Origin of the sequence: Kribbella sp. NPDC058245 (genome assembly GCF_042882005.1) — a bacterium.
Lineage (GTDB): Bacteria > Actinomycetota > Actinomycetes > Propionibacteriales > Kribbellaceae > Kribbella.
In genome coordinates, this window is record NZ_JBHVWY010000007.1 from 242,865 (window position 1) to 263,881 (window position 21,017).

The window sequence follows — 21,017 nt, forward strand, 5'->3', positions numbered from 1 at the left end:
TCGGTGGGGGCCTGAGGGCGTCGTTTCGGGGGGTCGCGGAACGCCGCGGCTTGGTGCGCAGATTACAATGGAGTGTTGTCGCAGCCTGACCAGCGCGCAACCGCCGACAGTCGTATCCAAAAGCTTGTTGCACCAGCACCAGTACGTCGTACAAACCCTGCGTCAGACGAGAGGTATTTCGTGTCGTCCAGCTCGTCCGAGAATGTTCCCGCCGAGTCGGCCCGGGCAGTGGTGGCCGCCACAGCTCGCAGTGCGGCTCCGAGGACCAGCGCCCGAGTGACCGGCCCCGCTGCCAAGAAGGCGGCGGCTGCAAAGAAGACTACAGCGGTCAAGGCCGCCGACACCTTGGAGGACGGTATCCCCGCCGCGAAGAAGGCTGCCGCCAAGAAGGCGCCGGCGAAGAAGGCAGTGTCCGAGGCCGGACTGGCGATCGATCCCAAGACGGGCAAGCCGCGCGCGCTCGACGAGGTCGACGACGCCGACTTCAAGCCCGATACGGTGAAGGTCCTGGAGAAGGAGATCACCGAGGACCAGGGCTTCATCGTGTCCGAGGCCGACGAGACCGACGAGCCCGAGCAGCAGGTGATGGTCGCCGGGGCCACCGCGGACCCGGTCAAGGACTACCTGAAGCAGATCGGCAAGGTCCCGCTGCTGAACGCCGAGCAGGAGGTCGAGCTCGCGAAGCGGATCGAGGCCGGCCTGTTCGCCGAGGAGCAGATCGGCGACGAGGCGAACAAGCTCAAGGAGAAGGTCCGCGACGAGTACGAGTGGATCTCCGAGGACGGCCGCCGCGCCAAGAACCACCTGCTCGAGGCCAACCTGCGCCTGGTGGTATCGCTGGCCAAGCGCTACACGGGCCGCGGCATGCTGTTCCTGGACCTGATCCAGGAGGGCAACCTCGGTCTGATCCGCGCGGTCGAGAAGTTCGACTACACCAAGGGCTACAAGTTCTCGACGTACGCCACCTGGTGGATCCGGCAGGCGATCACCCGCGCGATGGCCGACCAGGCCCGCACCATCCGGATTCCGGTGCACATGGTCGAGGTCATCAACAAGCTGGCCCGGGTCCAGCGCCAGATGCTGCAGGACCTCGGGCGCGAGCCCACTCCGGAGGAGCTCGCCAAGGAGCTCGACATGACCCCGGAGAAGGTCATCGAGGTGCAGAAGTACGGCCGGGAGCCGATCTCGCTGCACACTCCGCTCGGTGAGGACGGCGACTCCGAGTTCGGTGACCTGATCGAGGACTCCGAGGCGATCGTGCCGGCCGAGGCCGTCTCGTTCACGCTGCTCCAGGAGCAGTTGCACGCGGTCCTCGACACGCTGTCCGAGCGCGAGGCCGGTGTGGTCTCGATGCGCTTCGGTCTGACCGACGGCCAGCCGAAGACGCTGGACGAGATCGGCAAGGTCTACGGCGTCACCCGCGAGCGGATCCGCCAGATCGAGTCCAAGACGATGTCGAAGCTGCGGCACCCGTCGCGCTCGCAGGTCTTGCGCGACTATCTAGACTGATCGGATGGGACAGTTGATCGCCAGCGCGCTTGCGCTGGTGGTCCCTGTCCTCGATACGGCATCTCTGGCCGCCGCCGTGTTCACGGCGGCGGCTTTGCTGTTGGCCGTGCTGCTGGTCGCCCGCGCCGCGGCGCCCACCCCAGCACCGCTGCTCGCCCGCGCCGCCTCAGTTCGCGATCGCGCCGAGCGCACCGCGTTCCTCCGGCTCCGCGATCCGGACGCTGCAGGCAGACCCAGGCCCAGAGCTCCAGGACGGTAGCCCGCTCTTCTCGGGTTACCCATTCCTGCTCACCTTCCTGGAGTTGCTGTGCCTTCTTTCCTGGAGGCACCGGTTTCCGGTGCCTATCACCTGCTCACGTCTCTCGTCTCCGCGCTGCAGCCGCTCGCCGGCCCCTGGGCCGCGGTGATCGCGATCATCGCCTGCACTCTGCTGGTCCGCCTCTGCCTGCTCCCGCTCAGCGTCCGCGCGCACCGCGGCCTCAAGGCGAGAGCCGAAATGATGCCGCACTTCCGCAAGCTGTCCGAGAAGCACCGTGACAACCCAGAGCGTCTGCAACGCGAGCTTGCCAAGCTGCAGTCGGAGCACGGTACGTCGATGTTCGCGGGCATGCTGCCGACGCTGGCTCAGTTGCCGTTCTTCTGGCTGATGTACACGCTCTTCTCCCGCGCGCTCGTCGGCGGAGAGACCAACCAGCTGATCAGCGGAACGCTCCTGGGTGCGCCGCTTGGTCTGCACTGGCCGGTGTTCGCGGCCACGCCCGGGTTCCTGGTGCTCGCCGTACTGCTCGTGGTGGTCGCATGGTTCTCGGCGCGGCTGGCGCTGCGGCAGCTGGACTCGTCCACTTCGCCGCTGATGCGGAGGATCGTCGGGGTGATGCCGTTCGCCACCCTGGTGACCGCGGCCTTCGTTCCGCTCGCCGCCGGTCTCTACCTGCTGACGACAACCGCATGGACCGTCGCCGAGCGCACGGTCCTGCAACGTTGATTGCCCTCAGCAACCTTTAGCTGAGGCGCGCCGCCAGGCCGTCGAGAACGCACGCGAGTCCGTAGTCGAAGACCTCGTCATCGTTCTCGGCGGCATCGCGCGCGGTGTACTCGTCGTACAAGGCCTTCACCCGCGGATACGCCTCAGCGGCCTGCTGAGCGGCCGGCCAGACCTTGGTCATCCACTCCTCGGCCGACAAACCACTCCGCTTGATCTTGCTGACCGCCGCGGCCTCGGTCGAGGCAAGGCCGACGACGAAGCTGACGACCGCTGTGGAGGCATGGTTCGCCTCGCGCAGGCTGAAGCCGGCCGTCTCGTAGATCGCCAGCATCTGATCCGACCGACGCAACATGTTCGGCCCCAGCAACGTCAACCCGACATCGGCCAGCGTCGCGCCCATCCAAGGGTGGCGCAGGATCATCCCGCGGAACCCCTGCGCACACTTCGTAGCAGCCTCCCGCCACTCAACCTTGGTGGAAACCTCCGGTACGTCGATCTCGGCGTACACGTGATCGACCACGAGCTCCATCAACTCGTCCTTGGTGGCGACATGCCAGTAGACCGCAGTCGCGACCGCACCCAGCTCGACTCCGAGCTTGCGCATCGTTAACGCCTCGAGGCCGTTCGCGTCCAGGAGCTTGATCGCCGCCCCCACGATCTGCTCCTGGGTGAGCGCCGGCTGCTCCCGCCGCCGATTCCGCTTAGGCCGAGCCCACACCGACCCATACTCCTCAGTCGCCATACCCGAACCCTACCTGAACACCGTTCAACTCTGGAGTGGACTAAGTCGCCTCCGCGCCATGGCTCCCCAAACCGGTTCGGGGAGAGTTCTCTCCGCCGGAGAGGTCGTCTGGGGAGGATTCACTGCCCGAATCGGTCCTGGAACCGCCCCAAAGCGGTTTGGGGAGATGACCTGCGCCCCTGAACCCGGTTTGGGGCGGATTCACCCCCTGAATCCGTCCCCGACCCTCCCCAAAGCGGTTTGGGGAGGAACCATCCATCACATCGCAACAGCTACTGGTCGGCAGGGTTGAGGAACCGGACCGCCCCCACTCACCAAGTGCCTCTGGCAGGAGTTCCCGCACCTCGATTGGGCGTGCCGGACGAGATGCCGCGCAGGTTAGTGAGTGCTGGCGGTCCGCCCCGGCGCACAATGTGTCCTGCACAAGGGTTCTTGTCTAATTGCTGGCAAGCTGTAGTTCTGCCGAGGGAAAGCGAACTTCCACCGCGACCGAGCGGGGATGCCGGCACCGAGCAGCGGGACCCTCTTCCGCTGGTCGTCGAACCCGGAAGTGCGCTCATTCCACTGGGCGAAACGTTTGTCCGCACAAGATCTGAGTGCGGGGTAACGTGCGACGATCCGCCCTCAGATCGGAGCACACAGTGACCGCCACCACCGTGAAGGCGCCGCCGGGCGCGACCCGTCGGCGCTACCTGATCCTCGGTCTCGCCTTCATCGGGCTGTCACTCAACTATCTGGACCGGGCCAACCTGAGTGTCGCGCTGCCGTTCATCCAGGAGGACCTGCACCTCGATCTGTCGAACGCGGAGAAGGGGCTGATCCTCGGCGCGTTCTTCTGGGCGTACGACGGCGCGATGCTGGCCGCCGGGTGGATGGCGGACCGTTACGGATCGCGGAAGGCGTTCACGTTCGCGGCGCTGTGGTGGAGTGTGATCACCGCGCTGACTCCGTTGGCGCGCGGGTTCTGGTCGCTGTTCGCGTTCCGGTTCGCGCTCGGTGCGGGCGAAGCACCGGCGTACCCGAGCGCCACCAAGGCGGCGTCGCGATGGTTCCCGCGGCATGAGCGGGCGTTCGCGACGGCGGTGATCGACTCGGGCTCGCGGGTCGGCACGGTGTTGTCGCTGCCGCTCGTGACAGCGCTGATCGCCTTGGTCAGTTGGCATTTCTCGTTCGTCGTCCTCGGTGTGGTCGGCATCATGTGGGCTGCGGTCTGGTACTGGTATTACCGCGATCCGCGTGAACATTCCGGCGCCAACGACCTCGAGCGCGAGTACATCGCAGCGAACGGCGCGCGGCTCGAGGAGACCGATGACGAGGCCGCGGCGCAGGTGCGCTGGCGGGATCTGTTCCGCTACCGGACCATCCGCGGCATGATGCTCGGCTTCTTCTGCCTGAACTTCGTCATCTACTTCTTCCTCACCTGGTTCCCGTCGTACCTGAAGGACGCCCGCCATCTCGACCTCGCCGAGCTCGGCACCCTCGGCACGCTGCCCGGGATCACCGCGATCGCGGGCGGCTGGATCGCCGGCATCCTCGCGGACCGGCGGATCCGTGCGGGCGCCGATGTGACGAGGGTGCGCAAGACAGTGATGGTCGGCGGTCTGCTCGGTGGTGCGGCGATCGTCTTCGCGGCTCCGGCAAAGTCCGTGTACGTCGCTCTGCTGTTCCTCGCGATCTCCTACGCGAGCCTGGCGATCGCGGCCACGGGGATCTGGTCGCTGCCGGGTGACGTCGCACCGAGCTCACGGCACGTAGCGTCGATCGGCGGCATCCAGAACTTCGCGTCCAACATCGCAGGCATCATCAGCCCGTTCATCTTCGGTCTCTTGCTCGACCTGTACGACGGCAACTACCTACCGTCATTTCTCGTCGCCGGCGTGGTCGCGGTGATCGGTGCGCTGACGTACGCGTTCATCGTCGGGAAGGCGGAGCCGTTGCCGGTGCTCGATCGGTGACCTGTTCACCTGGATGTCACCGGGCCAGACGAACCTGGGTCCATGAGCACCCCTGATCTGGTTCAAGAGCTCGGCTTCCGTGTTCTCGACGAGGAAGACGATGATCCTGTCCTGCTGCGCGCCGACGGTACGCCGGTCGACACCTGGCGCGAGGCTATCCCTACAGCGAGCGGATGGCGCGGGAGGTCTACGACCGGGACAAGCGGCTGCTCCAGATCGAGCTGCTCAAACTGCAGTACTGGGTGAAGCGGTCGAAGCAGAAGCTGGTGATTGTGTTCGAGGGCCGCGACGCGGCCGGCAAGGGCGGCACATCAAGCGGTTCATGGAGCACCTGAACCCGCGCGGTGCCCGGATCGTCGCGCTCGAGAAGCCGACCGAGCGCGAGCAGACACAGTGGTACTTCCAGCGGTACGTCGAGCACCTGCCCGCGGCCGGCGAGATGGTTCTGTTCGACCGGTCCTGGTACAACCGCGCCTGTGTCGAGCGCGTGATGGGGTACTGCACCGACGACCAGTACGAGGAGTTCATGCGGCAGGCGCCGGAGTTCGAACGGATGCTCGTCCGGTCCGACACGCTCCTGGTGAAGCTGTGGTTCTCGGTGTCGCAGGCCGAGCAGCAGACCCGCTTCACGATCCGCCAGATCGACCCGGTCCGGCAATGGAAGCTGTCGCCGACCGACCTCGCCTCGCTGGACAAGTGGGCCGACTACACCGAGGCGAAGGAGGCGATGTTCCACTACACCGACACGCCCCACGCGCCCTGGACCGTTGTCAAGAGCAACGACAAGAAGCGCGCCCGCCTCGAGGCCATGCGGCACGTCCTCAGCCTGTACGACTACACCAACAAGGACCACGAGCTGGTCGCGCAGCCGGACCCCAAGATCCTCGGCCCGGCCGCCCAGGTCCTCGAACACGGTGAGACCGCGAACCGCCCCTTCCCGGTCCTCTAGCGCAGCGCCGCGACCTTGTGCACGGCTCAACCATCTCGGCGGTCCTCGGGTGGTTGATCGGTGCTCAAGGTGAGTCGGCGATCTGACTTTGTGCACGGTTCGACCGTTTTGGCGGTCCTCGCATGGTTGATCGGTGCTCAAGGTGGCTCGTGGCCTCGGAGCCGGTACGCCGCAGTCGGCTTCCCGGCTACGGTGTCGCCGTGGCGAACTTCGTGCTGGTTGCGGGTGCTCGGCTTGGCGCGTGGGCGTGGGATGAGGTCGTCCCACCCCTGCAGTCTGCCGGGCACGGCGTCTACCCGCTGACGCTGTCCGGGCTGGCTGAGAAGCAGGGACTCCCGGCTGGCCAGCAGACTCATGTGCAGGACATCGTGGACGCGGTAGAGAATCAGGACCTGTACGACGTCGTACTGGTTGGCCATAGCTATTCGGGTGTTCCGGTCGGCCAGGCGGCGGAGCGGATTGGTGACCGGCTGTCCCGCGTCGTCTTCGTCGACTCCAGCCTCCCGGTCGACGGAGAGCCGTTCTGTGCAGCGTTTCCCGACGGTGGCGTGCAACTGAAGGCCCTGCTCGCGGAGCACGACGGATTCTGGCCAGTTGCACCCGCCGCGCACTTCGAGGGCCACGGGCTCACCGACGAACAGATCGCGCGGATCGTGGCCGGTGCTACTCCCCATCCCGGTCCCACGCTCACCGAGCCCGCCGTACTGGCTCGACCGCTTGCGGAGCTGCCGGCGACGTACATCCTCTGTGCACTCGACCAACGTGAGCCGGATGACGACCTGGCTGAGCTACTAGCTAGTGAGCACTGGCGATTGGCCCGGATGGAGACCGGTCACTGGCCCATGATCTCGCAGCCGCACGAGCTTGCACGGATCCTTGGTGACGTACTGCGGTGAAGAGGGCGAGACCGAGGGCTGTGCTGGTGAGGCAGAGGGTGGTTCGGCCTGCGTGGGTGAGGAGCGCCGTACCGAGGAGTGGTGCTAGTACGGCGCCGACGCTCCACGTGGTGGACGCGATGCCCATGTAGCGGCCGCGGAGGTCGGCCGGGGCGAGGCTGGCGAAGGTGGCGCCGAACAGGACGGAGACGCCGATCTGGCCGAGCGTCCACACCAGAATCGCTGCAGCATAAGCAGCACTGCCCTGTACGACGGCTGTGAGTCCACCGCCTATTCCGGCGAGCAGCATGGAGATCGCCAGAGCTGTGGTGGTGTCGCGACCGTCGAGAAAGCGGACCGCGATCGGCTGCACGGTGATGATCACTATTCCGTTCAAGGCGAGCACTGCGGCGTACGTCCCCGGGCCGACGCCGTCGCCGGCCATGACGAGGGGGAGCGTGGAGAACACCTGCAGGAACATGGTGAAGTAGACGACGTGGATTGCTGTCATGGCGAGCATCACCGGGTCGCGGAGCAGGACGGGTAGCAGCGCTCGCTTGGGTGCATCCGACGGTGCCGGCCGGGTCTCGGGGACGCAGCGCCAGACGATGAGCGCTGACAAGAGGGCCGCGGCGGCGTTGATCCAGAACAGCAGGCCGTAACCCTGCCGAACGAGTACTCCTGCAGCCACTGTGGCGACCGTGGAGCCGACATTCGCCGCCCAGAACAGTCGGCCGAACGCTGACAATCATTCCTGGGGAGGCAAATCGGCCAACGCAGCCGAGCCGACCGGGCGGAAGAGCTCAGCCATCAGCCCGACACCGAGAGCTGAGACGCAGATCGCCGGCAGCGTGGTTGCCGAACCCAGTGCGATCAGTGCGACGGCTGTGCCCAGGAAGCCGATCAGCATGGTGTGGCGGCGTCCGATCCGGTCGCCCAGCCAGCCGCCCAGAAGTTGCGAGCCGATGTCGCCGACGCCGACCGCGGCGATCACGGCTCCGGCGGTCGTGGCGGACAGTCCGCGTTCCTGGGTCAGGTAGAGCACCAGGAACGACCTCGCCACCCCACCTGCCCGGCTCACGAAGTGCGTGGCCATCAGTCCCGACACCAGGTTCGCTCTCATGATTCGACGGTAGGGAGGCCGAGGGCATCGTGAAAAGCGATTGTTTTCGATCGATTCGATCGGCCTCGGCTATATTCAGATCCATGGTCGATGTGGAACTGCGGCATCTCTTGGCGATGGCAGCCATCGTGGAAGAGGGCACGTTCGGACGGGCAGCTGGACGGCTCGGGTACACCCAATCGACGATCAGCCAGCAGGTTGCCGCCTTGGAGCGGTCGGTCGGGGGAGCGCTCTTCGAGCGACCAGGAGGTCCCCGGCCGGTGCGCCTCACACCGCTCGGCACCGTCGTTCTCGAGCAGGGGCGCGAGCTGCTGACCAAGGCTCGAGCTCTGTCCGATGCCGTCGACCGGTTCAAGGCCGGCGGCGGCCGGATCGACATCGGCACCTTCCAAAGCGTGTCGCACGTGATCTTGCCCGCGCTCATCGGCCGGCTGCGTGCCGAGCAGCCGGACTGCGAGATCAAGCTGGCCGACATGCCGGCCGAAGTCCCAGAGATCGGTGATCTCGACCTGCTGTTCTACGACCGTCCGATCGAGGGCGACCTGGAGCAGCTCAGGCTGATCGACGATCCGTACCTGCTGGTCACCCAACCCGGCGACCTTCCCGACGGGCCGGTCGCGTTGGCAATGCTCGACGGCCGTCCCATGGTGGGCTGCCACGAGGCCTGTGACCAGGTGTGGATGGGTCCTGCCATCGCCGAGGCGGGTGCGCGACCGGAGATCGTGTTCCGCACACCTGGCAACGAGACGATCCTGTCGATGGTCCGCGCCGGCCTCGGCTGGGCAGTGCTGCCCCGGCTTGCCGTGTACGGCGCTGATGCCCGTGCTGACGCTCGTCTCGCCGTACACGCTCTGGAACCGGCGCCGACGCGCGGGATCTACCTGCACTGGCCGGCGAGCAGGACGCAGTCTCCGCTCGCGAAGCGGGCGATCGAGATCGCCCGTGAGATCGCGGCCGAGATTTCGGCTAGTTAGGTAGGGGCAGGAGCACGGTGAAGGTCGCGCCGTGTGGGTCGGTGTCGGTCACGGTGACGCGACCCGCGTGGGCTGCGACCAACGCGGCGACGATCGACAGGCCGAGGCCGGAGCCACCCGTCGTACGGGTGCGGGCTGAGTCGGCGCGGTAGAAGCGTTCGAACACGCGCGCCTTTTGCTCCTGGGTGAGCCCGGGACCAGAGTCTCGAACCTCCAGTACGGCGTCGCGGCCGCGCGTCCCGACCGAGACCAGGATCGGCGCATCGACCGGAGTGTGGTGGAGCGCGTTGCTGATCAGGTTGCCGAGGACCTGGCGGAGCCGTGCCTCATCGCCTTGGACCACAGGAGCTTCCGAGTCGGTGAGGATCTTCAGCGAGATGTTGCGTTCGGGCTGGACGGCTTGCGCGTTGTGCAGCGCGTCGGCGGCGACAGGGAGCAGGTCGACTGCCTCCATGCGGAGTGGTCGTTGCTGGTCGAGGCGCGCGAGCAGGAGCAGGTCGTCGACGAGTAGGCCCATGCGCTTGGCCTCGTCCTCGATCCGCTTCATCACGTCCGGCTCGACCATGCCGCCGCGTTGCCGGCTGAGTTCGGCGAAGCCGCGGATGGAGGTCAGGGGAGTGCGGAGCTCATGCGACGCGTCCGCAACGAAGCGCCGCATACGGTCCTCCGACTGCTTCGCGTCCTCCTCGGACCGGCGAGCGGTCTCCTCGGAGATACGGGCGGCGAACTCGGAGGCAGTGCGTTGGGCAAAGGCATTCTCGATCTGACCGAGCATCTGGTTCAGCGCCTGCGAGAGACGGCCAACTTCGGTGCGGGGGTCCCGCTCCGGGACGCGCCGGCTGAGATCCCCACCGGCGATCGCAACCGCGGTGTGTTCGACATCCTCGAGTCCGCGCAGACTTCGCCGTACGACGTAGGTGCCGACGCCGGCGAGCAGTACCAGCAGGATGAATCCAGCCGCAGCCTGCACCCCGACCAATCGCTGCACAGTCCGCGTGACGTCGTGCAGGTTCTGCGCCACCATGACGGACCCGGAGCTGTCGTTCATCGGCACCGCCAGCACCCGCCAGGTGTCGCCCCCAGAGGTGGCAGACACGTTGAACGGCTCACCCTTCAACGCACGGATGTCGTCGAGATCGAGGGTGGGGAGCTTCGGCGGTGCGGCGCCCTCTGCGAGAGGAGCTTGGTGGGGGCCGTCGTCAACGGGGCTTCCATCCGGCCAGTTGATCTGGATCACGAACTGGCTCGGTAGCGGCCGCCCGCTGTTCTTACCACCACGGAACTGCGGGGGAGGTCGGTCGCCGTTTGCGAAGGGCGTTGCGACCTGGGACAACTGGGTGTCGATCTTGTCGACCAGGTAGCCGCGCATGATGGTGGTCGCTACGACGCCGGAGCCTACGAGTGCCAGCGCCACCAACGTCAGCAGCATCACGACGATGGTGACGCGTAGTGGGTATCTGTCGGTGAAGCGCCGGTGGTTGAGCATCAGCTGGGGCCTCGCGGGGTGCGTAGGACGTAGCCAACCCCGCGGACGGTGTGGAGCAGCTTCTGGTCGCCGTTGTCGACCTTACGACGCAGGTACGACATGTAGGACTCCACCACTCCGGCGTCGCCGGCGAAGTCGTAGTTCCAGACCGCGGAGAGGATCTGGCCCTTGGACATGACGCGCTCGGCGTTCTCGAGCAGGCAGCGCAGGAGCTTGAACTCGGTCAGCGAGAGCTGCACGGCTTCGCCGGCTTTGAAGACCTCGTAGCTGTCCTCGTTCAGCTCGAGGTCGGCATACCGCAGTACGGCGGACTCTGTCGCGGTCTGCTCGCGGTGACCGGAGCGTCGCAGCAGGGCGCGGACGCGGGCGACCAGTTCGTCGAGACTGAACGGCTTGGTGACGTAGTCGTCGCCGCCGGTCTGCAGACCGAGGACCTTGTCCTCGACGGCGTCGCGGGCGGTGAGGAACAACACCGGCACATGCCGATCCTCACCCCGCAGTCGCCGGACCACTTCGAACCCGTCCAGCCCGGGCATCATCACGTCCAGCACGACCAGGTCGGGCTGGACCTCCCGCGCCTTGCGGAGGGCCTCGGTGCCATGGCTGGCCGTGGACACGTCGTACCCCGCGAAGCGCAGGCTCGCGGAGAGCAGTTCGACGATGTTCGGCTCGTCGTCGACCACCAGCAGATGCGCGCTCATGTGCACAGTCTGCCGCGACAAGCCATGCTTAGCCTGGCAGCTTCCTGGCAATCAGCTGTGAGTCGCCAGGGGAGTCGCTCAGCGCGGTCCCCTATGGAAGCCCCATTTCTCCCCAGCGGCCTGACGGACAGTGCCGTCGTCGACGCTGCTCGCGGTGGCCTTGCCGTCGGCGACCACAGCGGACACGTTGACCGTGTTCCCGGTCTTCACGTCGTCGATGCCGTCACGGGCAGCATTCACCAGGGTGTCCTCGGTCAGGGTGTAGGTGCGGCTGAAGCCGTCCTCGCTCTTGACCGTGATGGAGTCCTTGCTGACCGCGGTGACCTGGCCGCGCTGGGTGGCTACGGTCTGGTAGCCGCCGCCGTCCTTCGGTACGACGAACTCACCGTGCAGCGCGCCGCCCTGGCCGAGGAACTTGCCGGGGCCGCCCGCGCCTCTGCCCGGACCCTTGCCGGGATCAGCCGGCTGACCGGGGGTGGACGGCGAGGCGGAGGGGGACGGAGTCGGGTCGGCGCTGGTCGCTGCCCAGGCCACACCGCCCGCCGTGGTGGTGACAGCGACCGCGGCGATCGTGCCCGCGATGCGCCAGCGCTTCTCTGAGAACTTCCTGAACATAGCCATACGTTCCAGAGTTGCTCGCAGGTCTGAGACGAGCCTCCGGTGCGCCTGAGAAAACCCTGGCAATCAGACCAGGAACAGGACCGCGATCAGCCAGACCGCGGCCGCGAGCGACGTACCGATGAATTCGATCAGGATCGACAGACCGGTCGCTCGCAGAGCGTGTTTGGTGGAGGTCCAGGCATCCGCGTGGGTCTTGAGCCGCTGCCGCTCAGACAGATAGACGCCGAGCGGGAACCCGATGAACATGCCCACCACCGGGATGACGAAGAAGCCGACGATGCCGAGCAGTACACCGATGAACATCGAGCGCCGCGGTACGCCGGACTCGCGAAGGCGTCGTTCGGGAACGATGTACTTCACCACCTGGCTGGCGCCGATGAGCACCACAGCAGCGGCCAGCACGATCCACCCGGTGGCACTGCGTTCCACCAGCGCCCAGACCAGGATGGCTGCCAGGCTCAGGATGGCTCCGGGCAGCACCGGGAGCACGATGCCGAGGATGCCGACGAAGATCGCCACGCCGACGAGGACCGTCATAGCAGTGTTCACACGGACACTCTGCCGCAAATCGGGCGCCCTTAGGGTGGAGACATGTCCCAGCAGCACGAATTGGTCACTGCATTGGCTGCACCCTGGGTGGTCCTGTCACCCCGCTCCGGGCAGCTCACCGGCTCTGGTACCGAGGGTGTCTATGCGCGTGACAGACGCCTGCTGTCCAGATTGGCAGTCACCGTTGACGGTGTGGAGCCGCTTCCGCTGCAGGTGGACGAGCAGAGCGCTTCGACCCATGTGTACGTGGCGAAGGTCGACAGGGAGGAGACCGCCCTGCTGTACCGCCGGCGTGAGGTCAGCCGCGACGGGATGACCGAACACATCACCCTGGTGAACAACTCCCGGGAGACGCTGACGTGTCGGCTGGAAGTTGCCTTAGGCACCGACCTCGCGGGCATCGTGCAGGTGCGGAACAGCAGCGCCGTGACACTGCCCACTATCGAGCCCCAGTACGACGGTTTGTCCCGCATCTACTGGGAGAATGAGGGCACGCGGGTGACCGCGGAGCTGGACCCCGGGACGACTGCCACACCTGAGCTGGCGCCGGGGGAGCAGTTCACGATGATCATTAAAGTGATCGCTTCCGTCCCGCGCTCGGTCAGCGGGTTCGATATCGACCCACCAGTGAACACTATTGTGTACACCGCAAGTGTTCACTGTAGTGATCACCGAGTCGAGCGATGGTTCGCTCGCTCGTTGGATGACGTGCAGGCGTTGCAACTTGCGATTGGCAACGATCGCTACCTCGGCGCCGGCCCACCCTGGTATCTGACGCTGTTCGGCCGGGACTCCCTGATCTCGGCCGGAATGCTGATTCCGGTCGACCCCGAGCTAGCCGCCGGCACCCTGCGAGCACTCGCCGCCTGGCAAGGCACCAAGGTCGACATCGACACCGCTGAACAACCCGGCAAGATCCCGCATGAGCTCCGTGCGGAAGCCGCCGAACACGGCACCGACTTCGTTCTGCCGCCGGTGTACTACGGAACGCACGACGCGACGCAGCTCTGGATCACCACACTGCACAAGGCCTGGCGCTGGGGGATGCCCAGTGATCAGGTGAGTGAGTTGCTCCCGAACCTCCGTCGTGGACTCGAATGGATGCGGGACTACGCCGATCCGGACGGCGACGGCTTCCTCGAGTACATCGACGAGTCCGGTCACGGGCTGGCGAACCAAGGCTGGAAGGACTCCGACGACTCGGTGCAATGGCCGAACGGCGATATCGCGACCGCGCCGATCGCGCTGTGTGAGGTGCAGGGCTACGCCTACGCGGCTGCGGTGCGTGGTGCAGAGTTGCTGGACGCCTTCGGTGAGTCCGGCGATGAGTGGCGTGCGTGGGCGGCCGCGCTACAGGAACGCTTTCGCAGCGCGTTCTGGGTCGACGGCTATCCGGCGATCGCTCTCGACGGCGCCAAGAACGCGGTAGCCGGCCGTGCTTCGAACATGGGTCACCTGCTCGGAACCGGTCTCCTGGACGCGGACGAGGAACAACGCGTGGCCGACATCCTCGGCGAGGATGATCTCGACAGCGGCTTCGGCCTTCGCACGCTGTCGACGACGATGTCCCGTTTCAACCCGATCGGCTATCACACCGGCAGCATCTGGCCGCACGACACCGCGATGACCGTCCAAGGGCTCTACGCAACCGGGCACGACGACGTCGCTTCGTCGTACGTCGCGGGACTCGTCCGGGCAGCCGAGGGCTTCGACTACCGCCTTCCCGAGCTGTACGGCGGCCGCGGGCTCAGCACGGAGATCCGGCCGACGCCGTACCCGGGCTCGTGTCGTCCCCAGGCCTGGGCCGCGGCCTCCGCAGTCGCGGTCCTCGTTGCTGCGTTGGGCATCGAGCCGGACGCCCCAGGCGGCACGCTGACGATCAATCCGGCGTTGTCGCTGCCGTGGTCCGAGCTGAGACTCGAAGGGCTCAAAGTCGCCGGCGCACCGCTCACGGTCGAGTGGCGCGACGGAAACGCAGCAGTGCTGGAGGCCCCGAGGGACCTCCAGCACCTGGTCAGCTGACTACTGCGCCGAAGTTACTTCGGCAGGAAACTCGTCAGGCCGGAGGGGGACTTGAAGCTCCAGTTCTTCGTTGTTCGTAGTGCGTCGCCGAACGCTTCGCCGACGCCCTTGGGCCCCGCGATCGGACTGAACCCGCCACGGAAGACGCTCTTGGTCATGGCCCATCCGCCAGTTCCGGTGACCTTCCGCATCCCACTGATGGCTCGGCCCGGTGACGCGTTCTCAACGAACCACCCGGCCACCTTGCCCGGGGTGATCTTCTCCCCGCTGAAACCCGCCACAGCGCTGTTCAGGCCAGCGCCGATCACGCCGCCGGCCGCCATCCCGACCAGCGCGCCGCAGATCAGGGCGGCCGGACCACAGGCCAGACCGACGACCGCACCGGCGACGATGCCAGTGACGAGGTTGGCCCCGATGTGGAGGAGCTTGCGCCCGGTCTCGGTCTGGGCCCAGTTCTTGAAGCCGTTGCCGACCTTGTTCAGCCAATCGGTCTGCATCTTGAAGCCGATGCTGCTGATGGCCAGGCCCATCTTCCAGTTCTGTTTCAGCTTCTCCTTCGCATTGGCGAAGGTACTCTTGGCCACCACCTTCGCCTTCGCGAGGAAGACCTGGACCTTCTTGACGTGTGGTTCGATCTTGGTCCGGTAGACCGTCTTGGCGACCTCCTTCACCGCGTTGACGAAGTTGGTGACCGCGTTCCACACGCCGCCCGAGGCCTGGACGTAGTTGATCACGGGTGCCAGGAACGGCACCGCGACCTTGATGATCTCCGGGATCCGGGTGACGACCTGCTCCACCGTGGTCTTGATGGCGCTGCCGATCGACGACACCACGCTGCTGAACCAGGAGTTGCCGCTGGGGTCCGAGAACGAGATCGGGCTGTTGTTCGAGTACGAGTAGCCGTTGATCGTCTGCGGATCCGAGTAGTTGGCCTCCGGGTCGACCGAGATGAATCGCCCGGTCTTCGGGTCGTACTCCCGGGCCCCGAGGTGGACCAGCCCCGTGCTGGGGTCTTCGGTCCCGCCGACGAAGCCACGCTGTCCGGGCCACGCCGCCGGAGCAACGCCGCGCAGGTTGCCGTACGGGTCGAGCCGCTTGCGCTGCACGTTCTGCGCCGGCGTGTTGTCGATGACGATGGTCGAAGTGCCGTGGTGGTCCGCACCGAGCCAGCTGAGCTGGTTGGCTCCGACCCGGACCGCGACCGTCTGCTCGCCGTGCTTGTAGTACCGCGTGCCGACCAGCGAGCCGTCGGCCTTGAGCAGCACCTCGTTGTTGTTCGGCAGGTAGAGCGTGACGCCCGCCGGGTCCTTGCGGATCAGCCGGTCGCCGTCGGCGTTGTTGATCACCTCGGTGGTCTTGCCGGCGCCGTCGACCTTGACCATCTCGCCCTGGGCATCCCAGTCGAAGGTCTCGATCCCCGCTGCGTTCAGGTTGCGGGTCTTCAGGTTCCCGGTGTCGTCGTAGCTGTAGTTGTCGGTCTTGGTGCCACCGGTACCGGTGGTGACCACGGACTGCACCGCGTGCGGCCGCGGCTGACCGGTCGCCGGGTAGCTGTACGTCGCCGTCGTGGAACCGGCGGCGTCCGTCCGGGTCTCGGTCTTGCGGTTGCCGGTCACGTCGAACGTCCAACCGTGCCAGTACGGCGCCGGTCCGCCCAAGCTGTCCTTGGTCGGCGCGGCCGCGCAGTCACCGCTGCCCGGGGTCCACGCCGAGGTGAGGCGGCGCAGGTGGTCGTAGGTGAAGCACTGCGTGTCGGTGGTCTCGCCGGCGTCGGTGATCTTCGTGATGTTGCCGGTGGGGTCGAACGCGTACCGGACGATCGAAATCGGGTCGGCGGCGGTCTCCGTGCTCGTGGTGACCTTGTTCAGCCGCCGGGTCCCGGCCTCGTAGTCGAACTCCTGGGTGACCGACTTGCCGCCGGTGCCACGCTGGACGAACGACGAGACCTCACCCATCGTGGTGTACGCCGTACCGGTCACGTAGGTCGAGATGTCCGAGCTCAGCGTGGTCGGCAGGTCCTTGTCGTTGTAGCCGTACTGCAGGGTCTCGGCCGGAAGTCCGCCGACGGCCGGCATCGTGGTGGACGCGACCTCACCGTCGTCCTTGTAGGTGTTGCCGAACGTGTAGGTGCGGGCCAGGCCGCCCTGCACGGCCGGGATCACGACCTCCTGCCCCAGTGGCTTGCCGCTCTTGTCGTAGCCGGACACCTTCGTGGTGTACGGCTGCCCGTCGACCCAGTGCGTGCTGGAGCTGATGTTGCCCTTGGCAACGGCACCAGCCCCGCCGACGACCGGCGTGTTGTCGTAGGTCCACTCCGAGATCAGCTTCGTCGGACCCGTCTTGGGTACCTCGCTGATGGCGGTCTTGCGCCCGATCAGGTCATAGGTGTACTCGAGCGTCGTCCCACGGTTGTCGGTCGAGGTGACCAGCTGGTCGAGGTCGTTGTAGGTGAAGGTCGACGTGCCGCGGTCCGGGTCGACCTCCTTGGTCTTGCGGCCCTGGATGTCGTACTCCCAGCTCCACTTGTTCCCGGCCGCGTCGGTGACCAGGGTCGGCAGACCCCGGCTGTTGTAGCTGTACGACGTCTTGTCGAACGCACCGGTCGCCGTCTGGCCCTTGAACTGGCGCAGCTCGACCAGGCGGCCGTCGCCGTTGGTGACCTTCGTGGTCGCCTGCTCACCCTGCTGCGGCTCGACGGTCTCCTCGTCGGCCGAGTTCTTCCGCTTGGTGCTCCACTTGATCGTCTTCGCGGACTTGAAGGTCTCCTCGGTGGTCCGCCCGGCCCCGTCGAACGTGATCAGCTTCTGGGTCGGGATGACGTTCTGGTCACCGTGGAAGACGTCCTCGGTCACGGGCTGCGCGTTCCAGTACGGTCCGTTCTGCCGCACGACCAGACCCCGGGAGTCGTACCAGGTCTCGGTCACCGTGCGGCCGCCGCCCGGGGCGAGCTCCTGCTTCTGCACCGGCCGGAACAGGCCGTCGGACAGGTCGTAGCTCTCGTTGACGCTGCCGTCGCTCTGCAGGGACTTGGTGATCACCGAGCTGGCACCGTTGTCGATGCCGATCCGGTACTCGTACTCGAGGTTCGGAATCACGGCGTTGTCGGCGGTGAAGGCCTTGCCCGCCGACTTGCTCTGCTTCGCGGCGGAGCCGGTCCGGCCCGGCATCCACACCTTCAGAAGCCGTCCGAAGCCGTCGTACGTTGCTTCACTGCTGCGGCCGCTCTGGTCGGTGACGGCGACCTCCTGGCCGAAGGCGGGGTCGACCTCCGTCGTGGTGGTGTGCCCGTTGGCCTTGGTCGCGACGCGCTCGGTGACCGGACCACCGTTGGCCGGGAAGTAGCTGGTCGTGGTGACCGCGCCTCCCGCGTCTGTGGCCTTGGTCGGCCGGCCGAGTGCGTCGTACTCCAGCTTCGACTGCTCGTCGTACACCGGCTTGCCGGCCGCGTCGTAGCTGTCGACCCGCTCTGTCTTGGTCGGGTTGCCCTTGGTCGGCGTCGCGTTGACGTCGGTCGCGCCGTCGTAGTAGGTCTGCTGGTCGCTGATCACCTGCTCCTTGGTGTACGGCTGGTCGCAGGCGGTCGAGACGGCGTACTCGCGCTTGATCAGCTCGCCGATGCCGGCCCCTGCGTTGCTGGCGTACTCGTAGTAGGTGCAGGTGTCATCGGCCGTGGTGGTCACGTCGTTGGCGTCGTACTTGGACTTCAGTGCGCCGTCGGCGTCGTAGTTGTTCTTCGCGGCCAGCTTGCGCAGACCGCCGCCGGCGACGGTCTGGACCTGGGTGTTCCCCCCGGCCTGGGACTGGTAGGCCTTGACCGTGCCCCAGGGCTTCACCCGGGTGGCGGTCGGCTCGGAGACCCACTGATCGGAGATCGTCCGGTCGACGATCTCGGTGCCGTTCAGCGTGGTCTGCTCCCGGGACTGACCCGACAGCGGCGCCAGGTCGGGTACCGCCACGTTGTTGGAGTCGGTGATCACCGGGTGCTTGATCGTGCCGTCGGCCTTCTGGTCGCCGTCCATGCCCTGGAAGTACCGGGTCTCGGTGACGGTCGGCGGCCCGTCGCTACCGTCGCCCTTGGTCACCCGGACCAGGCTGTAGCCGCGCCACTGGGCCCAGGTCTTGCTCCCGATCTCGACGAGACCGTCCTCGTCGTCCTTGCGCCAGGCCGGCTTCGACAGGTACTCGACCTTCGTCACCGCGGGCCGGGTGTCGGCGAGCCGGTCGGTCTCGGTGACCTGCGAGACGACGTACTTGTTGAACCAGTCGGTCCGCTCGGTGCCGTTGTCCGGCGTCCACTTCAGCGGGTGACAGCGACGGGTGTTGTCGTCGGGGTTGGCCGGGACGTCACCGGACTTGCAGTCCGGGTCGGCATACGTGACCTTGATCTGGCCGCCACTGCCGTAGTTGACCGCGCTGACGCGCAGCCAGTTCATCGGCGGGTTGGTGTCGCCCGGCGGCACGATGCGGTTCGCCAGCTGGATGCTGTCGAAGTTGGTCTCCGGCATCTGCGCGGGCTCACCGGCCAGACCGGCCTCGCTGATTCCCTCCAGCCAGAGTCCGGCCCTGGTGCCGTCACCGGGGTCACGGAAGGACTGGCGCAGGTCCCAGCGCTGGACGTCACCGAACTTGTTCTCCGCCGCACGCCAGACCTGGGTGGTGATCTTGGTCAGCCGCTTCTTCGTCCAGAAGCTCGGGTTGAAGTGGTTGTTGCAGTTGGTGCTCGAGGTGCACTCCTGGTCGAGCGGAGTGTCCAGGTAGTCGGCCGCGACACACGATGCGGACGCGATGCAGCGGTCGGTCGTGGTGAACACCATCTGGGCGACGGGCTTGGTCTGGTAGACGTTGCCGTCGGTCTGGCCGTACTCGATCCGCTGGACGTTGCTGGCCCGCGTGTACGAGCTGACCTTGGTGGCGGTCATGCTGCGCGCGTAGTAGTTGCTCTCGCGGTCGTAGAACAGGCTCATCGTGTTGCCGTTGCGGTCCACGACGTAGTCGAGGTTCCACTTGTAGGCCTGCGTGCACCAGGAGTCGGCGAACGCGGCCTTGTTGCAGGGCTCACCGGCGTTGTTGCCGAACACCGGCAGCGTGGAGACCGATCCGGTCTCCTGCTTGACCGCGGGGTCGGGCTTGTCCCAGCCGGGCAGGTGGTTCAGGCCGAAGTAGTACTTGATGCCGTCCTTGCTGGTCAGCTCCCAGTACTCGCCGTCCTTGGCGCCGTTGTTCGCGCCGGTGAGGCGGCGGATCGTCGATCCGTCCTCCTGGCGCGCGTGCCACTCGCCGGTGGTGTCGTCCTTGACGAGCTCGCCGCCGGCGCCGTTCAGCGTGAAGGTCGCGTTGTCGGTGGCCCAGCACTGGTCGCCGGTCGGCGTCTTGCCGTTGTTCCCGGTCTGCTCGCTCTTGGAGCCGCAGGACGCGTAGCGGCGCTCGATCGAGCCGCCCGGAGCGAACTCGAAGCCCTCACCGACCCAGGACGGCTGGTTGTTGGTGGACGAGGTCCGGCCGTCGACACCGCCGGAGGAGTAGCCGATGGTTGCCTGCGGCAACGGGCCGCCGAGGGCCGGCGGCGTCTGGAGCGGATAGTTCCAGCTGAAGTCGCCGGACGATCCGCCGACCGTCCAGGTGGCTTGCGGCTTCAGGGTGGTCGCCTTGTAGTCCCCGGCGCTGCTGGCCGCAACGGCCGCGACGGCGAAGGTGCTGTCCGAGGAGCCGGCCGGAGCGACCGGTACGTCGGCGCTCAGGGCGCCGGCGCCGTTGTTGACCGTCTTGAGCAGCTTCGGCGCACAGTCCGGGCCGGGAGCAGCCTTGTTCAGGCCACAGGCCGGCAGCTGGAAGACGCGCAGCCGCAGGGCGTAGTCGGCGCCGAAGGCCTTGCTGAACTGGTCGTAGCCGACCGTCAGCCTTGTCTGCCCGGCCTTCGCGATGTCGTCGGCACGGTTGAGCTTCAGGAGGAACTGGTTGCCCTGACGGCCGAGCGACTCGACCTTCACCTTCGCCGGTACGGCGTCCACCGCCGCCGCGGCCGTGAGACCGGCGGCCGGAGCGGGAGTGGACAGCCAGACCGGCAGTGCACCGGCCTTGCCCTTGGCGAGCTCGATCGGGGAGACCTGCGTCTTCGGCTGCGGACCGAAGGCGAGCCGCGGGTCGACCGCCGACACCGCAGGCTGGACCTCGGTGGACCCGGTCGCGGGCCAGCTGACCTCGGGCCGCTTGGTCACGTCGAGCTTGGCGCCCGTGTCGACCGGCCGCGGCTTGACCGCGACCTTCTTGCCAGGCACGGATTCGAGCTTCGTGGTGTGGGGTTCAGTGTCTTTCTTGGGCGTGCTCGCGACTGCCTGAGCGGCCTGGCCGTGGACACCGACCGACAGCGACATGGCTGCGGCCAGTATCAGGCCTGCGCGGGGCAGGGCGAACCGGCGTGATCGCCGGTGACCGGGGTGGGCGGGCATGGAAAAACCTCCGGTGTTCGAGAGGGGGACGAGGTAAGGCTGACACCCGTTCGCCGATCCGGCAGCCGTTTCGAGGTCGG

13 protein-coding genes and 2 pseudogenes are annotated in these 21,017 nt (G+C 66.7%); 8 read left to right on the forward strand and 7 right to left on the reverse strand.

Features of this window, described 5'->3' with window-relative positions; genetic code table 11:
• Positions 1-180 precede the first annotated feature (180 nt).
• The 3 genes from ACFVWG_RS18935 to ACFVWG_RS18945 are packed head-to-tail and all read left to right on the forward strand — an operon-like array spanning position 181 to position 2,494.
• Complete coding sequence (locus ACFVWG_RS18935; RefSeq protein ID WP_391544600.1) at positions 181-1,509, forward strand: RNA polymerase sigma factor; 1,329 nt, start codon at positions 181-183, stop codon at positions 1,507-1,509.
• 4 nt (positions 1,510-1,513) lie between these two features.
• Positions 1,514-1,768: a DUF6412 domain-containing protein gene (locus tag ACFVWG_RS18940; protein ID WP_391544601.1), complete on the forward strand. Its 255-nt coding sequence runs from the start codon at positions 1,514-1,516 to the stop codon at positions 1,766-1,768.
• A gap of 48 nt (positions 1,769-1,816) precedes the next feature.
• Positions 1,817-2,494 (forward strand): YidC/Oxa1 family membrane protein insertase, encoded by a 678-nt coding sequence (locus ACFVWG_RS18945; RefSeq protein WP_391544602.1) that lies wholly within the window; start codon positions 1,817-1,819, stop codon positions 2,492-2,494.
• Between the two features lie 16 nt (positions 2,495-2,510).
• Here the strand turns inward: ACFVWG_RS18945 and ACFVWG_RS18950 are convergent, their stop codons facing one another.
• Entirely contained in the window at positions 2,511-3,236 is a 726-nt protein-coding gene (locus ACFVWG_RS18950) for a TetR/AcrR family transcriptional regulator (RefSeq protein WP_391544603.1), read from the reverse strand.
• Between the two features lie 641 nt (positions 3,237-3,877).
• Between ACFVWG_RS18950 and ACFVWG_RS18955 the strand changes: the two genes are divergently transcribed.
• From ACFVWG_RS18955 to ACFVWG_RS18965, 3 genes and pseudogenes are all read left to right on the forward strand, one after another.
• Positions 3,878-5,191, forward strand: a complete 1,314-nt coding sequence (locus ACFVWG_RS18955; protein ID WP_391544604.1) for an MFS transporter — start codon at positions 3,878-3,880, stop codon at positions 5,189-5,191.
• A gap of 42 nt (positions 5,192-5,233) precedes the next feature.
• A pseudogene (gene ppk2 / locus ACFVWG_RS18960) lies at positions 5,234-6,140 on the forward strand (polyphosphate kinase 2).
• A 200-nt stretch (positions 6,141-6,340) separates the two neighbouring features.
• Positions 6,341-7,036, forward strand: coding sequence for an alpha/beta fold hydrolase (locus ACFVWG_RS18965; RefSeq protein ID WP_391544605.1), 696 nt, complete (start codon positions 6,341-6,343; stop codon positions 7,034-7,036).
• Here ACFVWG_RS18965 and ACFVWG_RS18970 read toward each other — a convergent pair.
• A pseudogene (locus ACFVWG_RS18970) lies at positions 6,936-8,138 on the reverse strand (MFS transporter). The gene ACFVWG_RS18965 and the pseudogene ACFVWG_RS18970 sit on opposite strands and share 101 nt — an antisense overlap.
• 83 nt (positions 8,139-8,221) lie before the next feature.
• Here ACFVWG_RS18970 and ACFVWG_RS18975 point away from each other — a divergent pair.
• Positions 8,222-9,112, forward strand: a complete 891-nt coding sequence (locus ACFVWG_RS18975) for a LysR family transcriptional regulator (RefSeq protein ID WP_391544606.1) — start codon at positions 8,222-8,224, stop codon at positions 9,110-9,112.
• On the opposite strand, the gene ACFVWG_RS18980 is transcribed toward ACFVWG_RS18975, so the two are convergent.
• The 4 genes from ACFVWG_RS18980 to ACFVWG_RS18995 form a co-directional block, all read right to left on the reverse strand.
• Positions 9,105-10,541: a sensor histidine kinase gene (locus ACFVWG_RS18980; RefSeq protein WP_391544607.1), complete on the reverse strand. Its 1,437-nt coding sequence runs from the start codon at positions 10,539-10,541 to the stop codon at positions 9,105-9,107. The genes ACFVWG_RS18975 and ACFVWG_RS18980 overlap by 8 nt on opposite strands.
• Positions 10,542-10,597: 56 nt before the next feature.
• On the reverse strand, positions 10,598-11,299 hold the full coding sequence (locus tag ACFVWG_RS18985; RefSeq protein WP_391544608.1) for a response regulator transcription factor: 702 nt from the start codon (positions 11,297-11,299) through the stop codon (positions 10,598-10,600).
• Between the two features lie 78 nt (positions 11,300-11,377).
• Positions 11,378-11,920, reverse strand: coding sequence for a hypothetical protein (locus tag ACFVWG_RS18990; RefSeq protein ID WP_391544609.1), 543 nt, complete (start codon positions 11,918-11,920; stop codon positions 11,378-11,380).
• A 63-nt stretch (positions 11,921-11,983) separates the two neighbouring features.
• Positions 11,984-12,469, reverse strand: a complete 486-nt coding sequence (locus tag ACFVWG_RS18995) for a DUF456 domain-containing protein (RefSeq protein WP_391544610.1) — start codon at positions 12,467-12,469, stop codon at positions 11,984-11,986.
• 42 nt (positions 12,470-12,511) lie between these two features.
• Here ACFVWG_RS18995 and ACFVWG_RS19000 point away from each other — a divergent pair, with 42 nt between their 5' ends.
• Positions 12,512-14,491 carry a glycogen debranching N-terminal domain-containing protein gene (locus ACFVWG_RS19000; protein ID WP_391544611.1) on the forward strand — a complete coding sequence of 660 codons (1,980 nt, stop codon included), beginning with the start codon at positions 12,512-12,514 and terminating at the stop codon, positions 14,489-14,491.
• Positions 14,492-14,505: 14 nt separating this feature from the next.
• Here ACFVWG_RS19000 and ACFVWG_RS19005 read toward each other — a convergent pair whose 3' ends face one another.
• On the reverse strand, positions 14,506-20,937 hold the full coding sequence (locus ACFVWG_RS19005) for an RHS repeat-associated core domain-containing protein (RefSeq protein WP_391544612.1): 6,432 nt from the start codon (positions 20,935-20,937) through the stop codon (positions 14,506-14,508).
• Between the last annotated feature and the right edge of the window lie 80 nt (positions 20,938-21,017).